19 protein-coding genes are annotated in these 18,304 nt (G+C 46.1%); all 19 read left to right on the top strand.

Annotation, left to right across the window (positions count from 1 at the left end; all coding sequences use genetic code 11):
* Positions 1-15: 15 nt before the first annotated feature.
* The 19 genes from D9603_RS16215 (at position 16) to D9603_RS16115 (ending at position 17,982) form a co-directional block, all read left to right on the top strand.
* The gene (locus D9603_RS16215) at positions 16-900 is read left to right on the top strand and encodes a baseplate J/gp47 family protein (protein ID WP_128732091.1); all 885 of its coding nucleotides are present in this window, start codon (positions 16-18) and stop codon (positions 898-900) included.
* Positions 893-1,999 (top strand): phage tail protein I, encoded by a 1,107-nt coding sequence (locus tag D9603_RS16210; protein WP_128732090.1) that lies wholly within the window; start codon positions 893-895, stop codon positions 1,997-1,999. The genes D9603_RS16215 and D9603_RS16210 overlap by 8 nt, the downstream gene beginning before the upstream one ends.
* Complete coding sequence (locus tag D9603_RS16205) at positions 1,999-2,751, top strand: phage tail protein (RefSeq protein ID WP_128732089.1); 753 nt, start codon at positions 1,999-2,001, stop codon at positions 2,749-2,751. The genes D9603_RS16210 and D9603_RS16205 overlap by 1 nt, the downstream gene beginning before the upstream one ends.
* Positions 2,752-2,760: 9 nt before the next feature.
* Positions 2,761-3,588 carry a hypothetical protein gene (locus D9603_RS21860; protein WP_128732088.1) on the top strand — a complete coding sequence of 276 codons (828 nt, stop codon included), beginning with the start codon at positions 2,761-2,763 and terminating at the stop codon, positions 3,586-3,588.
* 2 nt (positions 3,589-3,590) lie between these two features.
* Positions 3,591-3,818 (top strand): phage tail assembly chaperone, encoded by a 228-nt coding sequence (locus D9603_RS16195; protein ID WP_128732087.1) that lies wholly within the window; start codon positions 3,591-3,593, stop codon positions 3,816-3,818.
* A gap of 74 nt (positions 3,819-3,892) precedes the next feature.
* A complete protein-coding gene (locus tag D9603_RS16190) occupies positions 3,893-4,471 on the top strand; it encodes a hypothetical protein (RefSeq protein WP_128732086.1) in 579 nt (192 codons plus the stop codon).
* Positions 4,468-5,205 carry a phage baseplate assembly protein V gene (locus D9603_RS16185; RefSeq protein WP_128732085.1) on the top strand — a complete coding sequence of 246 codons (738 nt, stop codon included), beginning with the start codon at positions 4,468-4,470 and terminating at the stop codon, positions 5,203-5,205. The genes D9603_RS16190 and D9603_RS16185 overlap by 4 nt, the downstream gene beginning before the upstream one ends.
* A 6-nt stretch (positions 5,206-5,211) precedes the next feature.
* Complete coding sequence (locus D9603_RS16180; RefSeq protein ID WP_125253369.1) at positions 5,212-5,514, top strand: PAAR domain-containing protein; 303 nt, start codon at positions 5,212-5,214, stop codon at positions 5,512-5,514.
* A 6-nt stretch (positions 5,515-5,520) separates the two neighbouring features.
* Entirely contained in the window at positions 5,521-5,856 is a 336-nt protein-coding gene (locus D9603_RS16175; protein ID WP_128732084.1) for a GPW/gp25 family protein, read from the top strand.
* Positions 5,857-6,305: 449 nt separating this feature from the next.
* Positions 6,306-7,469 (top strand): phage tail sheath subtilisin-like domain-containing protein, encoded by a 1,164-nt coding sequence (locus D9603_RS16160; protein WP_128732082.1) that lies wholly within the window; start codon positions 6,306-6,308, stop codon positions 7,467-7,469.
* Positions 7,469-7,978 carry a phage major tail tube protein gene (locus D9603_RS16155; protein ID WP_010378397.1) on the top strand — a complete coding sequence of 170 codons (510 nt, stop codon included), beginning with the start codon at positions 7,469-7,471 and terminating at the stop codon, positions 7,976-7,978. Before D9603_RS16160 ends, D9603_RS16155 begins: the two co-directional genes overlap by 1 nt.
* A 3-nt stretch (positions 7,979-7,981) precedes the next feature.
* Positions 7,982-8,239 (top strand): phage tail assembly protein, encoded by a 258-nt coding sequence (locus D9603_RS16150; RefSeq protein WP_125253366.1) that lies wholly within the window; start codon positions 7,982-7,984, stop codon positions 8,237-8,239.
* 264 nt (positions 8,240-8,503) lie between these two features.
* Positions 8,504-11,545 carry a phage tail protein gene (locus tag D9603_RS16145; RefSeq protein ID WP_128732081.1) on the top strand — a complete coding sequence of 1,014 codons (3,042 nt, stop codon included), beginning with the start codon at positions 8,504-8,506 and terminating at the stop codon, positions 11,543-11,545.
* Positions 11,546-11,561: 16 nt separating this feature from the next.
* The gene (locus tag D9603_RS16140; RefSeq protein ID WP_128732080.1) at positions 11,562-11,993 is read left to right on the top strand and encodes a phage tail protein; all 432 of its coding nucleotides are present in this window, start codon (positions 11,562-11,564) and stop codon (positions 11,991-11,993) included.
* A 25-nt stretch (positions 11,994-12,018) separates the two neighbouring features.
* Complete coding sequence (locus D9603_RS16135; protein ID WP_125253363.1) at positions 12,019-12,234, top strand: tail protein X; 216 nt, start codon at positions 12,019-12,021, stop codon at positions 12,232-12,234.
* Position 12,235: 1 nt separating this feature from the next.
* A complete protein-coding gene (locus D9603_RS16130) occupies positions 12,236-13,252 on the top strand; it encodes a contractile injection system protein, VgrG/Pvc8 family (RefSeq protein ID WP_128732079.1) in 1,017 nt (338 codons plus the stop codon).
* Positions 13,253-13,591: 339 nt separating this feature from the next.
* Positions 13,592-15,550 (top strand): LodA/GoxA family CTQ-dependent oxidase, encoded by a 1,959-nt coding sequence (locus D9603_RS16125; protein ID WP_128732078.1) that lies wholly within the window; start codon positions 13,592-13,594, stop codon positions 15,548-15,550.
* A gap of 6 nt (positions 15,551-15,556) precedes the next feature.
* Positions 15,557-16,633, top strand: coding sequence for an NAD(P)/FAD-dependent oxidoreductase (locus tag D9603_RS16120; RefSeq protein WP_128732077.1), 1,077 nt, complete (start codon positions 15,557-15,559; stop codon positions 16,631-16,633).
* Between the two features lie 218 nt (positions 16,634-16,851).
* Positions 16,852-17,982, top strand: a complete 1,131-nt coding sequence (locus tag D9603_RS16115) for a PAS domain-containing protein (RefSeq protein WP_128732076.1) — start codon at positions 16,852-16,854, stop codon at positions 17,980-17,982.
* Positions 17,983-18,304 lie beyond the last annotated feature (322 nt).

The following is an 18,304-nucleotide window of genomic DNA, read 5'->3' as shown; positions in this document are numbered from 1 at the left end:
TAAAAGGAGTTGACCATGGCATTTGAGCAATTGGACTTATCGCAGTTGCCTGTCCCAAAAGTAATCAAGGAATTAGACTTTGAGCAGCGCTTAACAGCGTTAAAGCAAGCGTTAGTCGCGCAAGATGAGGCATTACACCCTGTGCTTGCACTTGAGAGTGAACCACTCACTAAATTGCTTGAACTTATGGCGTATCATGAGCTAGAGCAGCAGAGCATGCTAAACGACGCGGTGAATGCCAATTTACTTGCCAGTGCGTCAGGGAGTGATTTAGATGCAATCGCTGCAAGGTTTAATGTTGCAAGGCTTGGGAATGAGGATGATGAGCGTTTAAGAGCGAGAACGCAATTAGCGTTTGATGGACTCAATACCGCAGGGAGCGCGGCCTCTTATTGCTTTCATGCTTTGTCAGTGAGTAATGAGATTTGCGATGTGCAAGTTCATAGTCCGAGGCCATGTGAAATAGAGCTAACCGCCTTGAGTCGCATTGGAAAAGGTACACTAAGTGCGGAGCTGCTAAGTAAATTACACGACGCCTTTACTCCTGAATCATCAGCTCAGCCTCAAGTCTCTAAAGTGAGGCCGCTTGGCGATAGAGTCACTATCAAACAACCACAGATATTGACATTTAACATTACAGCGGAACTTGAAATTTTACCTGGCCCGTCGCCTGAGGTGATTGTGGACAGTGCCTCAGCTGCGCTCGACGCTTACTTAACTCAAAGGCGACAGCTTGGTCGGCAGATCACGCGAGCGGGCATTAGCAACGCTTTGTTTTTGTCCGGTGTCGAGAACATCAGGTTGGAGTCGCCAAGTGAAGACATTATACCTCTAGATATTGAGGTGGCGTATTGTGATCAAATGGATTTGCGGGTAAAGGAGAGGGGGCAGGATGACTAAGCTTTTACCTCATAATGCGTCAACGCTTGAGCAGTGGTTAGCAGCGCTGCAAGCCAAGCCTCGAACTATCCGAGCAGGCTTATTAGCGGCCTTAAAAATTGATCAGCGCAGCGATGATGAGCTAGTGGAAATTGCGTGTTATCTCTCGTTGGCGGAGGCAGATTGTCTTGATTTACGCAGCGCACTTAAACGCTTATCAAGCGATAAGCTGCTGCCAATTATTTATTCTCAGGTGTTTTTCCCAAGAGATGCACTTGAGCGCCTAGCCACAAGTATTGGATTAAGTGGGCTCTCCCTAAAGGATGATGAAGCACGAACTCAATTGCGTGATGCCTGTGTACTGAACGATACACGACTGCTGTTGACGAGTCTTTGGCAACCCGAACTTTGCCCTGAGCCTTTATTGCCATTTTTGGCGTGGAACTACTCTGTGGATGAGTGGGATGAAAGCTGGTCTTTGCAGGTGAAACGCCAAGTGGTGGCTGACGCATTTACAGTACATCAGTATAAAGGCACACCGTTTGCGCTACAAAAGGCGCTAGACAGTTTAAACATTGAAACTGAAATCAAAGAGTGGTGGGAAACCCACGGGACTCCTGGAACGGTACAGATCTGGGCGCTCATTAATCAAAATTTGGACGACCGACAACAGGGACTGTTGACCCCCCAAATGCTTAAACGCATTCGCCGTGTGGTAAATGCAGTCAAGCGCGGCGCTATCCATGTTGATTTACAGCTGGGTATTTCGCTTAAAGAGCAAATAGGAATTTCCGCACTTGGTAATACGCCATTGGGACTGAGCAATACCAAGGTATTGGGCTTGGGAGTTAAGCCCGCTCAAGGTGTAGCTGGATTGGCGGCATGTGGTCATTGTAATCAGTATGGCTATCAAGCATTACAGGTTGCTGGTGGTGGTATTTTACCTGATGAAAGCAAGGCAAGAGTAGCGGTTGCGGCTGGCGCTTTACAGTTGAATGCGCATGAACATGATTGCCAGGGAAAAGGAATAAAGCCTGATCAAATGGCGCAAGGAGTCGCGCTGGGCAGTGCTATGCAACGACTTCATTATCAACATTATCAATTACAAGGAGCGACATAATGTCAGCACTAACGCTTCAATTTACCCACGCTGGACTGGATGCGCTCTTAAGTGCCCAGGCGCGTGGTTTTAAAGGGCAAATTAGTCACATGGCATTTGGTGACGCGGCGTACACGCCATCGCAAAATCAAACCGAGCTGCGCAGCCTAAAAGAGCGCGTTGCGATTGCCGACAGCGATTATCAAGATGGTGAAAGCACAAGCCTTAAAATTGCAGGCAAGTTTGACGCACCACTTGAATATGCCATCAGAGAAATAGGTGTGTATTTAGATAGCGGTGAAGTGGATGCAAGTGGTGAACCGGAGCTTATTTTGCTTGGGGTTTATTCAAAAGCCAACACCACCTTAGGCTATCGTACACCTGACGTTAAAGTGTTGCAGTGGCTGACACTCAGCCTTGCTCAGTTACCCAGTGAAAGTATCGAAGTTAAATTGGGTGTCGATAACTTAAACCTTATCGTCGACAAAGAGCTGGCTGAGATGACGCTCACCCAGCTCGATACCATGCACCGGCAAATTAAGCAGGAACTACGTTTGCAGCAACAAGCTTGTGAGCTGAGTGAGCTTAGGCAATTACTCTCAAGTGAAATTACACGTTTAGATACAACACACATGACGCGACTAGACGATAGGGTTGAAGCTATTCATGGTGTCTTTAACGGTGAGCTCGCCAATGTAACTCGGGTGCAACTAGATACGATGAACCGCCAAACCAATCAAGAAATCAGATTAACCACTCTTGAGCATCAATAAGGAAACACTATGTCAAATGACAATTTAACCATGACGGAGCGCCTGAGTCAGGTTGCCACACGTGCCAATGCACTGTGCCAAACTGTTGAAGATCAGGTTGGGATTATTCAAAGTACTTTATCGGAAACAGTGACGCACACGAAAAATGAGGTCGCTGGTGAAATTACGAGTATTAATAATCAATTAGAGCAAGCAGAAGAACAGTTTAATCAATGGAAAGGTCAATATACTCAAGAAATTAACGGCTTACCAGTTACTATAAATGGAAGTGAAAAGAGCTTTTTCTTTAAATCTTATCTTGACCCAGGCTCTTATGATCGTGAATCAGCCGGCCCAGACTCTGATTTTCCAACGTGTGGATCACCGAAGCCCCCATATTATGTGAATATGTTGGAGTTTTCGGGGAATGGTGGTTTTGGCGGACAAGGTGATTATTTTGAATTAGATTTCATCATGGCGCATAGAGGAATGTTCGCCTCTCCCAGTTATGGAGATCATATTAAGTTTACAGGGACGTCATATCATGACTGTGTATCTGGTCATCTTAAAATAATAAAAGTTTCTCAAGACGGAGCTATGAAGTTATTTATTTCAGAGCCGGATAATGAAGCTCAAGAAATTGAAATTTCCAAAGGCTTGGAAGGAGCAACAGTTCCAATCTACTTCAGGAAAATCAATAAGGGATACAGTGGGTTGGCAAGAATTACCATGAAAGTAGATACCCGTTATCATTGTGGTGCGTCTAGAGCTATTACTGTGAGCGGAAAATACACATCAAGCAATGGCAAACCTTGTGCCGATCGGATTACTCATACACAACCTAGTTGGGAGAACTAAAAATGTTAGATCAAGTGAGCATTGAAGAAACTGAATTCGATGAATGGGAAACAACGCGAGCTTTGCGTGACGCCTACCTCAGATCTACGGATTGGATGGCATTAAAGTATCAAGAAATGGATGGCCAAGTACCTCAGTCTTTAAAAGACTATCGTCAGGCATTACGAGATTTACCTCAAAGTTTTGAGTCTCCAGAACAAGTAGTTTGGCCGACAAAACCAGAGCTTTAAAGTTTCAATCCCTTCGGGCGTTTCGTCCATCTTCGGCTGTTCATCTAGCCAATTTATAATTTGAGAGCACAACTATGCATCGACAAACCTTGATAGCTAAGGTGTTGACGTGTCTGAGTGATGGCTTGTCTGAGCTTGCAACAGTAAATTTACTAAAAGCAAGCCAGCCGCAGCCTGACTTAACAGAGCGTGCACAGCTTACCCTTATCCCAATCGCTGAACGACAAGCCAGTGAATTGCAAGCAAAAGGCGCCGATAAAGGCGTCACCTATGGGCCTGCGTCCAATAAAAACCTGAGCCCAAATGCACTCGACAGAAGGGTGTTGACCTTGCAGCTCGAACTGGCGTTAGAAGAGGCTGATCCTATCGCCCTTGTCACGCGATTAGATAATGTGGTCAGTGCCGCTGAAGCTGCAATTATAAAGGACGAAACGCCCACCCCTTGGCAACATTGTATTTTTGAAAACGTCAGTATTGATTACAGTGACCAAGTCAGTTCTATGCTCGCCAAGGCGACGTTGGTTTGGCAATTTTATTATCAAGTTCACTATCCTGAAGAGCCGGGAGTGGAAATCACAGAGGTTTACCTTGGCCCTCGCGGTGGTGAACATCGTTTGATCGCCAAAGTACCAGCAACTGAGGTGGCAACATGATTGTAAATCAACACTTTTCTGACCTAGCAATGTCTGATCTACAGCAACGAGTCAACAAATTAATTAGCTTAGGTACGGTACATGAGGTCGATTATGAAACGGCGACTGCAAAAGTCAAAATGGGTGATTGGATCACCGCTAAGCTACCTTGGTTAACAGCACAGGCTGCTCAAGACATGACATGGCAAGCGCCAGAGGTTGGGGAGCAAGTGGTGGTGCTAGCACCATACGGAGATACTGCACAGGGGGTGATCCTTGGTAGTTTATATTCCAATGCTGCGCCTCATCATCACCAAAAGCATGTACTGGATGGCGGGGAAGCGTATGGGGCAGTAGCGGATAAAGAAGCGGTTAGTCGTACTAAATATAAAGATGGTGCGATGGTGGAATACGACCGTGAGCAGCATATTTATCACTTATACGTGCCCAATACTAGCGGCAATGATGTGGCGCAAATTAAGGTGCACTCAGCACGCAATGTACATATTGAATGTGGCAAAGATGCCACTGTTATTGTTGGAAATGACGCCAATATACAAGTTGCAAATAACTTAACCGCCAATGTTGGTAATAACGCGGTAGTAAATGCAGACAACAATATTAATGTGGCCGCAGCCAACGCGCTATCGCTTGAGGGAAGCACCATCAGCATGCGCTCAACCTCGGGCAATATTGAGGTTGCAGCCAGCGCCACGTTAAAACTTAACGGCGCCAATATTAGTGCGCAGGAGTAAGGAGTTATGCCAGTCATCGCAGTGGATGGCGACATCACGAATGTTCACGCGCAATTTGTACCGGGGACAGCCAGTGCGACGCAGTCGAGTTTTACCGCAGCGGGCAAACCGATATTACGTGTTGGCGACCCAATTAGCACCCATGTTTTTGCACCAGATCCACGAGTAAAACATGCTGGTGCGACTATCAGCGCTGGTGCTGGCAGCTTTACTATTGCGGGTAAAGCCGTCGCCAGAATAGGCGATGCCACCAGTTGTGGCGGCAAGCTTGCAACGGCTGGTGTGGCGTCATTTACCGTAGGAGGGTAACTCAACATGATAGGAATGAACGCCAAAACTGGTAAAGCACTCGGTGGCGTTGAGCATCTAAAGCAAAGTATCAGGGATATCGTCACCACACCGCTTGGTAGTCGTGTGATGCGACGCGACTACGGCTGCGGTTTGTACGAACTTGTCGATAGCCCTTTTTCGCACACTTTGGTGGGAGACATTACCATGACCATAGCCGAAGCACTTGAAAAGTGGGAGCCACGTTTTCAACTTGATGGTGTTGCGGTACATCCAGCAGGAGAGGGCAAACTGTCCATCGAAATTAAAGGACTGTACTTAATCAACGGGGAGCCTGTCACCATTGAGGGTATCCAAATCTAAGTTATTTTTTATCCACCTTATCCGTTAGGGATAAGGTCAACAAACTCTAATTTATATGAAGTTATTAGGGTCTGTTTATCTTTCAAGTTTGTTTTTGCCGCAGTTTGATTGGTGTTTATACAAGGCAGAGCCTGCGTAGCATAGTTATTCTATGTGAGTCAGGCGATAAAGACTTTGTGCTCCTGCAAAGTCACCTTACCCCACATCCTTGTGGGGCAACACAGAAGAAATGCCAATCAAGCGCTGCCCTTTGGGTTCACTTGAGTGCGCTTTGTTCATTGTTGCTCAACGTTTGCTTAGATTACTAAGCGGCAAGTCGAGCGTCGCTACCAAAATACACTCAGAAGAACAAAAATCAAACAGCAAAGGTCAACAGACCCGAGGCCATACAAGGCAGCTTGTATGGCCTTTTTTATTCTCTAACCGACATGTCTTTAAAGGAGATAACTATGTCAAAATTTCTACACGGTGTAGAAGTCATTGAGGCGCAATCCGGCACGCGTCCAATCAAAACAGTAAAAAGCTCAGTAATTGGTGTAATTGGTACAGCGCCAAGTGCAGATCCTGATAAGTTTCCGCTTAATACTCCAGTGTTGGTTGCTGGCAAACGTGCTGAAGCAGCACCGCTTGGTAACGAAGGAACACTACCTGCGGCAATGGACGGTATTTTTGACCAAGCTGGTGCAGTCGTGGTTGTAGTGCGTGTTGATGGTGCTGATGAAGCGGCAATCATGTCAAACATGGTTGGCGGTGTGGCAGCAGACGGTTCTTATGAGGGTGTGCAAGCTTTCTTAGGTGCGGAGTCAGTACTTGGCGTAACACCACGTATTCTTGTGGCGCCAGGTTATGCACATCAGCGCCCTGAAGGTAATCGCAACCCGGTTGTTACAGAGCTTGTAAATGTGGCTGAGCGCCTTCGTGCGGTTATTATCGCAGATGGCCCAAACACCAATGATGAAGATGCAAAAGCATATCGTGCAGATTTTGGTTCGCGCCGTGTTTATGTTGTTGACCCTCATGTCAAAGTATTCCGCGATGGTAAAACAGAAGTTGAACCAGCCAGTGCTCGTGTAGCGGGCATGATTGCCAAATCGGACAACGACCGAGGTTTTTGGTGGAGCCCAAGTAACACCAATATGAACGGTATTGTGGCAACTGCACGTCCTATCGACTTCCAGCTGGGCGATGCCAACGCACGTGCGAATATGCTAAACGAAAAAGAAGTGTCGACCATTATTCGTCAAAACGGCTTTAAGCTTTGGGGTAACCGTACTTGTTCTGACGACCCGAAATGGGCATTCCTATCAGTGGTACGTACCGCAGATATGATCAACGACTCACTACTGCGTGCGCACATGTGGGCGGTTGACCGCAATATCACCAAAACTTACATCGAAGATGTTACCCAAAGTGTGCAGTCTTATCTGGATAGCCTAAAAGCACAAGGTGCAATTTTGGGCGGTCAAATTTGGGCTGACGAAGAGCTAAACACTCCAGCAAATATTCAAGCAGGTAAAGTGTACTTTAGCTTTGATTTCACGCCGCCAACACCGGCTGAGCACATCACCTTCAAGAGCATTCTAACTAACAACTACCTAGAGGAAATCGTATAATGGCAATCTCTCCAAAAATTCTTAAAAAGTTCAAGCTGTTTGTAGACGGTAAAGGCTATCTAGGTATCGCTGATGAAATTCAGCTACCAAAAGTCACGGTAAAAACTCGCGAAGTGACATCAGGTTTCCAAGCGCCAGTTGAGTTAGATGTAGGCCAACTTGAAAAGCTAGAAGGCACTATTACGCTACTTGAATATAACGCAGACATGATGAAGCTACTTGGCGATTGGAGTGGTGCAACAACGCCATTAACGGCTCGTGGCGCAATCCAAGCACAAGGTGAAGCGCCTGTTCCTGTAGTGGTAACGCTTGAAGGCTTTTTCAAAGAAGTGGATATGGGCAGCTGGAAAGATGGCGAAGAAGCCAAGCTAACACTGCAATATGCAATTCAGAAGTACAAACTACAAATCGGTCAAGATGTGATTTATGAAATTGACCTATACAACGACGTTCGTACCGTTAACGGTAAGGATCAAATGGCAGCACTTCGCGCAGCAATCGGAGCTTAATCCATGAAAGAAATCATTACCTTAGCATTCCCAATTACGGTCGATGGGCATGAATATGCAGAACTAACAATGAGACGACCAAAAGTACGCGATCGGTTAATGGTGGATAAAGCGGATATTAGCGAGTCTGAAAGCGAAATTCGTTATTTCTCGCACTTGTGCGAAGTTTCTCCTGACATTATCGAAGAGCTTGATTGGAGTGATTTTGTTAAGTTGCGAGAAACGCTACAAGCTTTTCTCGTGTCCCGCCAAAGCGCTTAAAAGCGATGGTTATTGCCCTTGCCAAGTACACCGGTTGGGGCTTGGCCGAGCTGAACGCGCTGACAGAAGATGAACTCATTGAATGGTTCGAAGCAGCGCTTGATCATAAACAAGCGACAGAAGCGGGCTAAACCGATGACCGCAATCGCCCCTTAACCCTTTAAGGGGCGTATTTCCATATTCTTAGACGCTTTAGCTTAGGCTACTTAGTCAGCCGCCTAAGCTAAAGCGTTTCACTTTTCTTTATTTTCCTCAGGTAACGCCATGACAAAAAAAGGTAAACAGGCTCGTTCGCGCGAGGCGAACAAAGTCAAAAATAAGTTGCCACAGGTAACTTCTCTTGCAAACCAAGTGGCACAGTTAGGTAGCATAGTTGCCAAACTAAATGCAAATTCAGCCACAGCAACCAGTGAACAAGTTCAACAGTTAATCACGATTATGACCCAGCTAAATGCCAGTGCGGTGTTGCATCCTGAGGCGTCATTTTCTCTCCCTGAATTTCAAATACCTAAAAGCCAAACCGGCGCAAGCGCGGGCGAAAGCTCCAAACTGGTAGAGCAAGTCGACCAAGTGATGTTGGCACTGCCTGATTCACTTAAGCATGCAATAGATGGTTTGTCTGACAAAGTGTCAGGACTTGATTTTAGCCGTGCGGCGCAAACCGTAGATGTTGAGCTAGAGGCGTTGGCGCAGCAGGTGCCATCGATTTTTAATGGTATTCCTGTCGCCTCTGCTGTGGATGTAGTAGAGCAAGCTGCAAAGCAAGTTCAGGGAGCCGCCGAGCCACAGCAGCAATTTTGTGTGGATGTTGAGTCATTAAGTCAAGCTTTGCCGGCATTGATGACAAATTTAGATGTTTCCGCATTGCCAACTCAGCTGCTTGAAACCAGCAAGACCTTGAGTGATATACAGTTCACTGAGGTGCTTAAAGGCGACCTTAGCTCGCTAACAGCAGCGGCACCAACCCTATTAACTCAGTTTGGTTTCGATGAGGCTGCAAATGTAGTGACCCAGTTTGCCCCAGCGGTGGAGCAGCTTGATCTCAAGGGTATCGTACAAGGTGACTTACAAAGTTTACAACAAGCATTACCTAGTTTACTTGATGCGGTTGATTTAGGTGCGCTAAACCAGACATTAGCTCAACAGATCCCAGCCTTGGCACAGCTAGATTTAGCGGGGCTTGCCCAAGGTGAGTTGGGATCGCTTGTTACCACTTTACCTAATTTGCTGGATGCAGCTGGAATGGATGGGGCTGCGGATACGCTGTCAGCGGCATTACCTGCACTACAACAGCTAGACTTGGGGGCGATAGCAGAGGGTGATGTACAATCATTACTGCAAAATGGCCCCGCATTGCTAGACGCATTTGATATGCAAGGTGCCTCACAGGCGCTTGGTGCGGCACTACCAATTGCTGAAAAACTCGATTTCAAAGGGTTAATGAGTGGTGAGCTTGGCAGTTTGGTTGATGCTGCACCTGAAGTACTTCGGGCGTTTGAGCTTGGAGATGCCGCAGACAAGTTACAAGCCGCAGTACCTGGTTTAAAACAGCTGAACTTAAAGCAAATAGCCAGCGGCGATGTGTCGAGTTTGATGGCTGCGGATCCATCATTGCTCAAAGCGTTTGAGCTAGATGGCGCCGCAGGTGTACTGGAAAACGCATTACCAGCATTAGAAAAGCTTGATGTGGATGCGATTTTAGGTGGCGATATTCAGTCCTTAGTGAGTGCTGGGCCTCAGTTACTAAACGCATTTGGTTTGCAAGATGCCGCGAGTGTGTTGGAGCAGCACGCAGATTTGCTCTCCAATATTGATATAAAAGGTGTACTCAAAGGAGATTTATCTTCATTAACTAAAAGCCTACCAGATTTATTTGGTGAGTTTGGTTTTGAAGGAATGGCAGATGACTTGTCGGAGTCGTTCTCTGAACTTGAAACCGATATAAAAGATAACCAGCCTAAAGCAAAAAAAGGTCGCAAAAAACGCGGTAAAAAGCGCAAAAACAAAACCAACCATTCAGGTAGCACTGCTAAACCACCGCAGCAGGCAAGCAAGCGTAAAGGCAATAAGCCTTTTCTTCGTTTGCTTGACGGGGGCAAAGTACCAAGTGCAACAGCACAGCTAAATGCCGATGCGGAGCAACCAAAAAAAGCAAAAGGAAAAGCTAAAAAAATCAAAACTATGGCAGCTGCAAATGATCCCAGTGTACAAAAGTTGGGGCGTTTTTCAGCAGTCAAAAGCGGTAAACTTGGCAGCGTATTTAAAGGCTCCAAGCGACTGCTAGGGCGCGTGGCAGCTCCTTTGAGTGTGGCTTTAGGCGCATTTGATGCGATGACGGCGCTCACCGATCCTGCCCTTAGCGCAAAAGAAAAAACCACCCAAGTGAGTGCTGCTGCAGGTGGTGCTGGTGGCGCACTAGCTGGCGCGGCTGCTGGTGCGGCGCTTGGCTCGGTAGTACCAGTGGTTGGCACTGCTATTGGCGGGTTAGTGGGAGGTGCACTTGGAGCAATGGGTGGCGAGTCAATCGGTGGGTGGCTTGGAGATAAACTGGGTGGTTTATTTTCAAGTGAGGCACAACCTGACGAAACGACATCTACATCGGTTGGTAGCGATCACAGTCGCCCACAAGCTGTGGCTCAGCCAGCTACACCTAATGCAGGCTCGGCCGCTAGCGAGGCGCTCGATTTTGTTAAGAGCAATGTTATTAACGAGCTGAACTTAGCAACGGGTACCGCTGCGGTATTGGCGTCCCAGCATGGAGTCGCCAACACTAAAGTGCACCGGGTGAGTAAAGCTGGTGACATGGTCGGCAGAGCGCTTAACGCACATACCGTGTGGGAGACGATGAATAATGACATCCTTTCACTACAGCAAAAGTCAGGGGTAATTGGTAGCACCTTAGGTGGTATGTTTTCAGCTGATGCCGTAACTGGGGCGATGTCAAAAAGTAAAAACCCGTATGTGAAAATGGCAGCACCTATGGCGGGGTATCTTACCAATAACCTAGTTGGATCTGCGATTAAAGCGTGGTTTACAGATGAAAAGCCTAAAACGGTTGCTCCTGAGGCGATACTCGATCCAAACAGCTTAAGTACGCAGCCCACCAGCGGTGATAGTGCGGCCAACAGTACCTTACAACCAACCAGACATGGCGGCTCTGTTACTGTGAATGCAAACATCACCGTGAATGCAAAAGAAGCTCAGCAGGCGCAAGAAATCGCACAACAAGTGAAACGCATCTTAGAGCAACAGCAACAACAAGCTGAGCAGGCGCTCAGTGCGCGCTATTACAACCATGTAGCATAAACAAAAAGAGGGCTAAATGAGCAAGGTAAATCATGCTAAGCATATGATGCAGCTAGGAAAGTATAAGTTTTCAGTGAGTACGGCGGCATTTGATAAGCTCCAATATGACTCTACATATCGTTGGGAAACTCATGATTCGCAAACTGACAAAGATTCGCCTCCAATGCAGTTCATTGGTGTTGGCGAGCAAGGACTCACGATAGAAGGCGTAATATTTCCACAAATTGTAGACAACGGCCTAAAGCAATTAGACATGATGCGAGACGAGGCGGCCAAAGGGGAGCCAATGACCCTTGGATATGTAGAAGAAAGTGGTAAGTCGAGTCCCAGTGTTGGTCGAGTTATGGGAAAGTGGGTGATCACGCGGATAGCGGAAACTCGTACTCTGTTTTTTAACGATGGGATCCCGCGAGAAATACAATTTACGATGGAGCTTAGCCGCTATTAGCGGCAATTTGCCCTAAGGAGTGAACATGAACAAAGGTGTGACCTATATTACTCGAGATGGAGATTGTCTCGATTTAATCTGCTTTAAACATTACGGGCGCAGCAGCGGTATGGTGGAAAAAGTGTTAGAAGCAAATCATGGACTGGCTGAGCTTGGCCCGCTCTATCCTGAACAGGTCAGTATTTTTTTACCCGAGATTGCAAAACCTGCGGCATCTAAAGTGATTAATATCTGGGACTAATATGAACCTACAGCCACACTATTCAATTAAAGCCAATGGGAATGAAGTCGCAAGCACACTCAAAAACCGCTTAGTTGAAGTAAGCGTCACGACTCGAACAGGGCTGGCAAGTGATACCTGCTACGTACGCTTTGACAACTTAGCTGAAGCTCCCATTGCGCTCCCGTCCCCGAGCGACAAGCTAGAAATTGCGATGGGGTATAAAGAAGGGACGAAAGATCAAAGTGCACCATCGACTAAGTTAGGAATTTTTGAAGTGGGAGCTTATGAGCTGACCGGGCCAAACCGCTCTTTGACCCTTTTCGGCAATAAAGTCCTGTGGGATAAAGACTTTAAGGCGCTCAAGGTTCGCTCGTGGCCTGAAAATGGTAAAGATGAACCGGTATTACTGGATAAACTCATTAAAGAGATAGCCGCAGAATATGGTCTTCAAGCAAAGATTGGAGATACTTTTCAAGGACTAGAAATTCCTCACATTGAGCAAAGTGAGAGTGACATGCAGCTGCTGAGTAAACTGGCAGTACAGTTTGATGCCATTATGAAAATTGCAGACGACAAGCTCATTTTTATGGCAAAAGGTACCGGGAAGTCGCTCTCAGGCAAAGCCCTACCCAGTGCAACTATTGGTAAAAAGCAGCTCACCGCTTGGAAGCTCAACGCCAATCACCATAAGTTGATAAAATCGGTTGATGCTTACTTTTATGACCAAGCATTAGCACAGAAGAAGCAAGTGAGTGCGGGCAGTGGCACACCAAAAACAGCGCTGACCTATGTGCACCACACACAAGCACAGGCGCAAGCGGCGGCGGATGCGATGCTCAGCAGGCTCGCCCGAGCGCACCGTGTGGTCGCGCTTAGCGTTGTTGGTGATCCTGCTTTGGTTGCTGGAGGTGTGATCACCATTAAGGAAGTTGATGACAGCCTTGATGGTGATTGGTTTATTAGTGAGGTTAAACACGTTATCAATCATTCAGGTTTTGCCAGTCACTTGACTTGTGAAGCCCTTATACCAATTTGAGCAAGTACAAAGACAAATAAATATTAAAAAGGTATGCCACGTGGTTTGAATCTTGGTTGGTATGCCTCCTTTCTCCCTATGTCCCGAATAGGGTGTTTTTATATCAGGCGAAGTAGTTATACCGTGTTGAGTGTTTTTTTAGCAAATCGGTAGCAATTGTCCGATGTACGTAAAGTGCAAGATATAATCCTTTCTCCATGTGGGCCATCCTTATTTTGAGGCTCTGGCCTCTTTCCTCTTATGACATAAGCTGTAATTCGCTGTAATGGTATCTGGTATCAATTACTTCTACACTCAGTAATGCTTTTTGATTTAACAACTGCAAAAAAGGATTACAACATGTCACACCACTGCAATCAAAATCCCATTGTGTCGGCAGCTATCTATCCGCCTATTGGCGTGATGCGTGTCGGAAACAGTCCTGATGAGTTTTTCATTGGCCCTGAAGTTGATACTTTAATCCCTCGAGATACTCAATATTATCGCGACCGCACCGGCGCATTAAAACGTCAAGCGGCACGTTTTCGCATTTATGGTTTGGATGCAGAGGGAAATGTCGTCAAAGAGTTAGTCTCTGATGAGCAAACATCAATCACTTGGCGTGCACGCCTTGCAAATCAAAAAGCCTCTTGGTACGAATTTCAGTTAGCATTAGACATTCCTGAAGCAGCAGAAGCTCCTCCTAGTTTACTGCGCAATTTAAACGTGAAAGACCGTAACGCGTTGCTGATCGACGGCGGTGAATGTCAGATAAGTGGTACTAGCTCTGGTTGTGGCTGTAGTCGTTTTGAAGGCCGCTTTCAGGGTAAACAAGTATATCTTGGTGAAATGCGCACGGATGAACAGGGCAGGTTGATAATGCTCGGTGGTCGTGGTGTTTCCGAGAACCCACAAGGTCACGAAGCGGTTACTTTTGGTAATAACGAAGGTTGGTACGACGATACCTCAGACGGCCCGGTTATGGCATCTGTTGAGTATCAAGGTCAGTGTTTAACAGTAAAACCAGCATGGGTAATTTGTGCGCCACCGGATTATGCTCCGATGCAAAAGTCACCACGTACGATGTGGGACTTAATGCGTCAAGTGGCTGTTGATGCCGATATGTTGCCTGCGCCTTCAGGAAAACCCTCTTTCAGCAAAGATATTCTGCCAATTTTTCAACGTATGACAAACCTACAGTGGGTTAATGCGGGTTTTGCCGCTGGGTTTGGTTGGCATAGTCCATTTGATTTTACGTCAAAGGAATGGATAAGCCGACTGAATGATAACTCTGACACGTGGAGAGAAGCGAGACGCAACTTATTTAACAACTTCAGGCAAGTTGAAAAAGTTGAAAAAATAACACCTGAGGGTAAAAAGAATGTGTGGGATCCACAATTTGCAGCCTCCGCGCCACAGCTATGGCCGTGGTTATATGGCGATGCAATGAGTGTTGATGCCGATGATTCTCCAAGACAGTTTGTAACGTTGACAGATATTCAGTTGCACATGCTACAGCAGTGGTCGAACGGCGACTTTGAGTCTGATTATGATCCCAAGTACCAGCCTCCCGTGTATCTAGATGATGTTCCGCTGGCGCAACAGCCTGATATGTTAACCAAAGCCGCGATGGAGTTTTGCCTCGCAGATGCTTTTCATCCCGGGTGTGAAATGACATGGCCAATGCGCACAGCTGGGTTATACAGTGAAGCATTTCGTCTTAACCATGCACAAAACACCGCGCCGACTCATGGCACAAATTATGGTGTAGAAATGACACCTGCAATAGCATTACATTCGAGCGGCCCGATATTAACAGGACAAGTTGCAGGAGGGATAACACGGTGGATGGCCATACCTTGGCAAACGGATACTGCCAGCTGTCGAGATGGTTACAATGCTGCATATGACCCATATTTGCCGACCTTTTGGCCAGCGCGTGTACCAAATAATGTATTAACCGAGCAAAACTACCATACCGTGATTGATGAGTGTTTGTCACCAGAAGTACGTCAGGCTGCTTTTAACGACCGAGCGCTTTGGTTAGATGACTTACCTATCCCACCGGATACAAAACCAAAAGAATTGTATCAAGCTCAGATAAACAGCATGGTCTCGAATTTTGCAGACTTAACAGTCGTATTGCCGAAAAGCGAGCCAGGTGTAACAGGTTTTCCAACGACCATGCAAGTTGGGGTCGCGCCGCACACGTCTGCACCGCAAACAGAGAAGTTGATGACCAGTGAGCATGGCAAACAGGGTGTACGTCCAGACCTATCACAAACTGACAAAGCCCATCGTCGTAGTCGCAAGCGCTAGTTGAATATGACGAAAAGGAAGTCAGACATTGTTATTGTGGGAGCCGGTATTGCTGGGTGCATACTAGCATTAGCACTGCACCCACATTACCATGTTGTCGTAATTGATAAGCAGGCACAGGCACAAGAAAAGGTAGGTGAGTGCCTACCTCCAGCTGCGTCTAGGGTGCTCAGAAAATTGCATGTATCGCACTTGCTACAAAGCCCTGAACATACAACCAGTCATGGCATGGTTTCTTTTTGGGGCAGCGACTATCCAACGATAGTGGATAACGTCAAAAATCCAGATGGTCTTGGCTGGCATATTCATCGGCAACACTTTGAACAGCAACTCAGAGATGAGTTGGCACGCCGTGGTATTTCGTTGTTATCTTCGGCTAAAGTAGCAGGGATAACCAAAGCGGATATGGACTGGCAGGTACAGGTTACCAGTCAAAAAAGTCAGAGAGAATTGACGACCCAGCTTTTGATTGATGCAACCGGACGAAGTTGCCATATTGCTAGGCAGCTGGGTGCCAAATTAATGTTAAGCGACAAGCAAATGGCGCTTTGGCTGACGGCACCAGTGGCTACCTCAAAACAGCTTGCGGTGATCAGTGATGAAACACACGGCTGGTGGTATAGTGCACCAAGTGCCGCGTATCTATCACAAAATACGGGCATGCAGACACGAGTGTTTTCGTGGCAAGCACCTGCCGAAATCATAAAACGCAGCGGCATAGCTGATGTAGATGGATTTTTGACAAGAGCACGTCAGGTGAGAGGGTTTAGTACTTTGGTTGATTTAGTTAATTGTCAAGGTGCTAGGCTGCATCCTATGGTGAGTGCTAACTCTGCACGATTGGAGCGTTGTGCCGCTGACGGTTGGTTTGCAGTCGGTGATGCTGGTATGAGCTTTGACCCGCTTTCGTCGCAGGGAATGCTGCATGCTATGAATAGCAGTATGCAGTTAGCAGAAATTCTCGTCGCTCATGGACTGAGATCAACACTTGCTACTGAGCTTTATCAGTCACAAATGGATAGAGTATGGGCCAGATACCTGGAACATCGACAATATTTTTACCACGGTACAACACTAGCCTGAGTGCTGAACCCACGCAATAGAAATAAATGGCTTTGCCCTAGTCGTCGGTCGTTATCTTGCTTTTAGCGTCAGATTTACTCCTTCAAATTGAGCAAGTATTAAATCAAATTGGTATCAAATTAATGTTGTAAGTTGGGCGTCAATAAATTAGCACAGTTGTGGATTTGAGCTAATGTTAAATGAGGTTCGGTTAATCGGCTTTGGTCTTTGGGTGTACTATGCCTATCCAGCAAGAAAATGTCGAAGAGACACTCTTTTTTAGTCAGCTTTTGAAGCAAACGTCCGCAATTGAATTACTTAAACAAGTATTGATGCACTCCCATCATGCGGTGGTTATCACTGATGCTGATCGCAATAATGGCTATCGCATTGTGTATGCAAATAAAAAGTTTTGTACTCACACAGGGTATGAATTAGCTGAGCTGGTTGGTAACTCGCCTGCTATTTTGCAAGGCCCGAAGAGTAATAAGCGTGTTATTGCCAAGCTCAGTGCGGCATTAGAGCGTGATGGCTTTTTCTATGGTTCTTCTATTAATTATCGTAAAGATGGCAGCATGTATCCTGTAGAGTGGAACATATCTGCGGTGCGCAATGAACAAGGTGTTGCGACTCATTACATATCAATGCAAAAAGACCTAACCAACCTGCGACGACTCGCGGAGCAAATTCAAGAATCAACCACAGTATTTAAGCGTTTTTACTTTAATGCGACCCACAATCAAGCATTTGTAGGGCCAGAAGCTCGCCGCTTTCGCAGCAAAGGTAAATCAACACCAGATGCTATAGAGTTATTCGATGAAACACTAACTGAGCTTAAAAAAAATGAAAAGCTTCTCAATGGTAACCTGCGCTCTGAAGCGGCCGAGGAACTATTTGAAGATGCGTTTTTTGACATGGGGCCTGATGACCTAGGAGCTTTTTCTAGCAAACAGCAAAAGGACCCTGAGTCAGCGGAAAGCTTTTGGCTAGAGTGTCCAATTGAAGAAGATGACGTTGCTTGTTTACTCGAAGCTGTGGACGAGGTGGACGCGGAAGTTGGCTTGATACAGGCGAATGGTTATTCGCAGCAACGTATTGAGATGATCATCAAACTGTATAAGGAGCTGGCTAACAGTTTATACTTTTGTGTTGAGTTTAATGATGGTGCATTAATTATCGATGAGGTGGCAGTATGTTTGACGCAACACTTGAGTGATAGCGATATTCCAATTGAAATGTTAGTGATGTTCAATAAAGATTTGTTTGTGTGGATAAAAGAAGTATTTGACGCCAAGCAGTGCGATAATATTTATAATGGTGAAACCAACACGATTGCTGCGGGTCGGCAATTGATTGCGATGTTAAATTAATTTTAGCGTGCGTGAGCGACTAGCGCTTATACTGTTTGTTGGTGGACACCTGCAGCTTTTTACTTATCCAACGTGAACCTTTAAGTGACATAAATGCCACATGTAAACTCCAGCATGGCGTTTGTATTGCCTAACTCATGATAAGCACTGAAGTGAGCTTGGCCTCCTAAAATCAAAGTATTCCTAACCTGTTTTATCAGTAATGTACTATAAATACATGGCACTGTTTTACGTCATTGCAGTTAAACGAATTGGTCGTGCATCAGCATAAAAACTGTGCATAATAATACCAAATTTAACGTAATACCAATTTTCTAATTAA

This window comes from Pseudoalteromonas sp. PS5 (assembly GCF_004103255.1).
Taxonomy (GTDB): domain Bacteria; phylum Pseudomonadota; class Gammaproteobacteria; order Enterobacterales; family Alteromonadaceae; genus Pseudoalteromonas; species Pseudoalteromonas peptidolytica.
The sequence above is the reverse complement of the archived record's forward strand: the minus strand, read 5'-3'. Positions and strand labels throughout refer to the sequence as shown.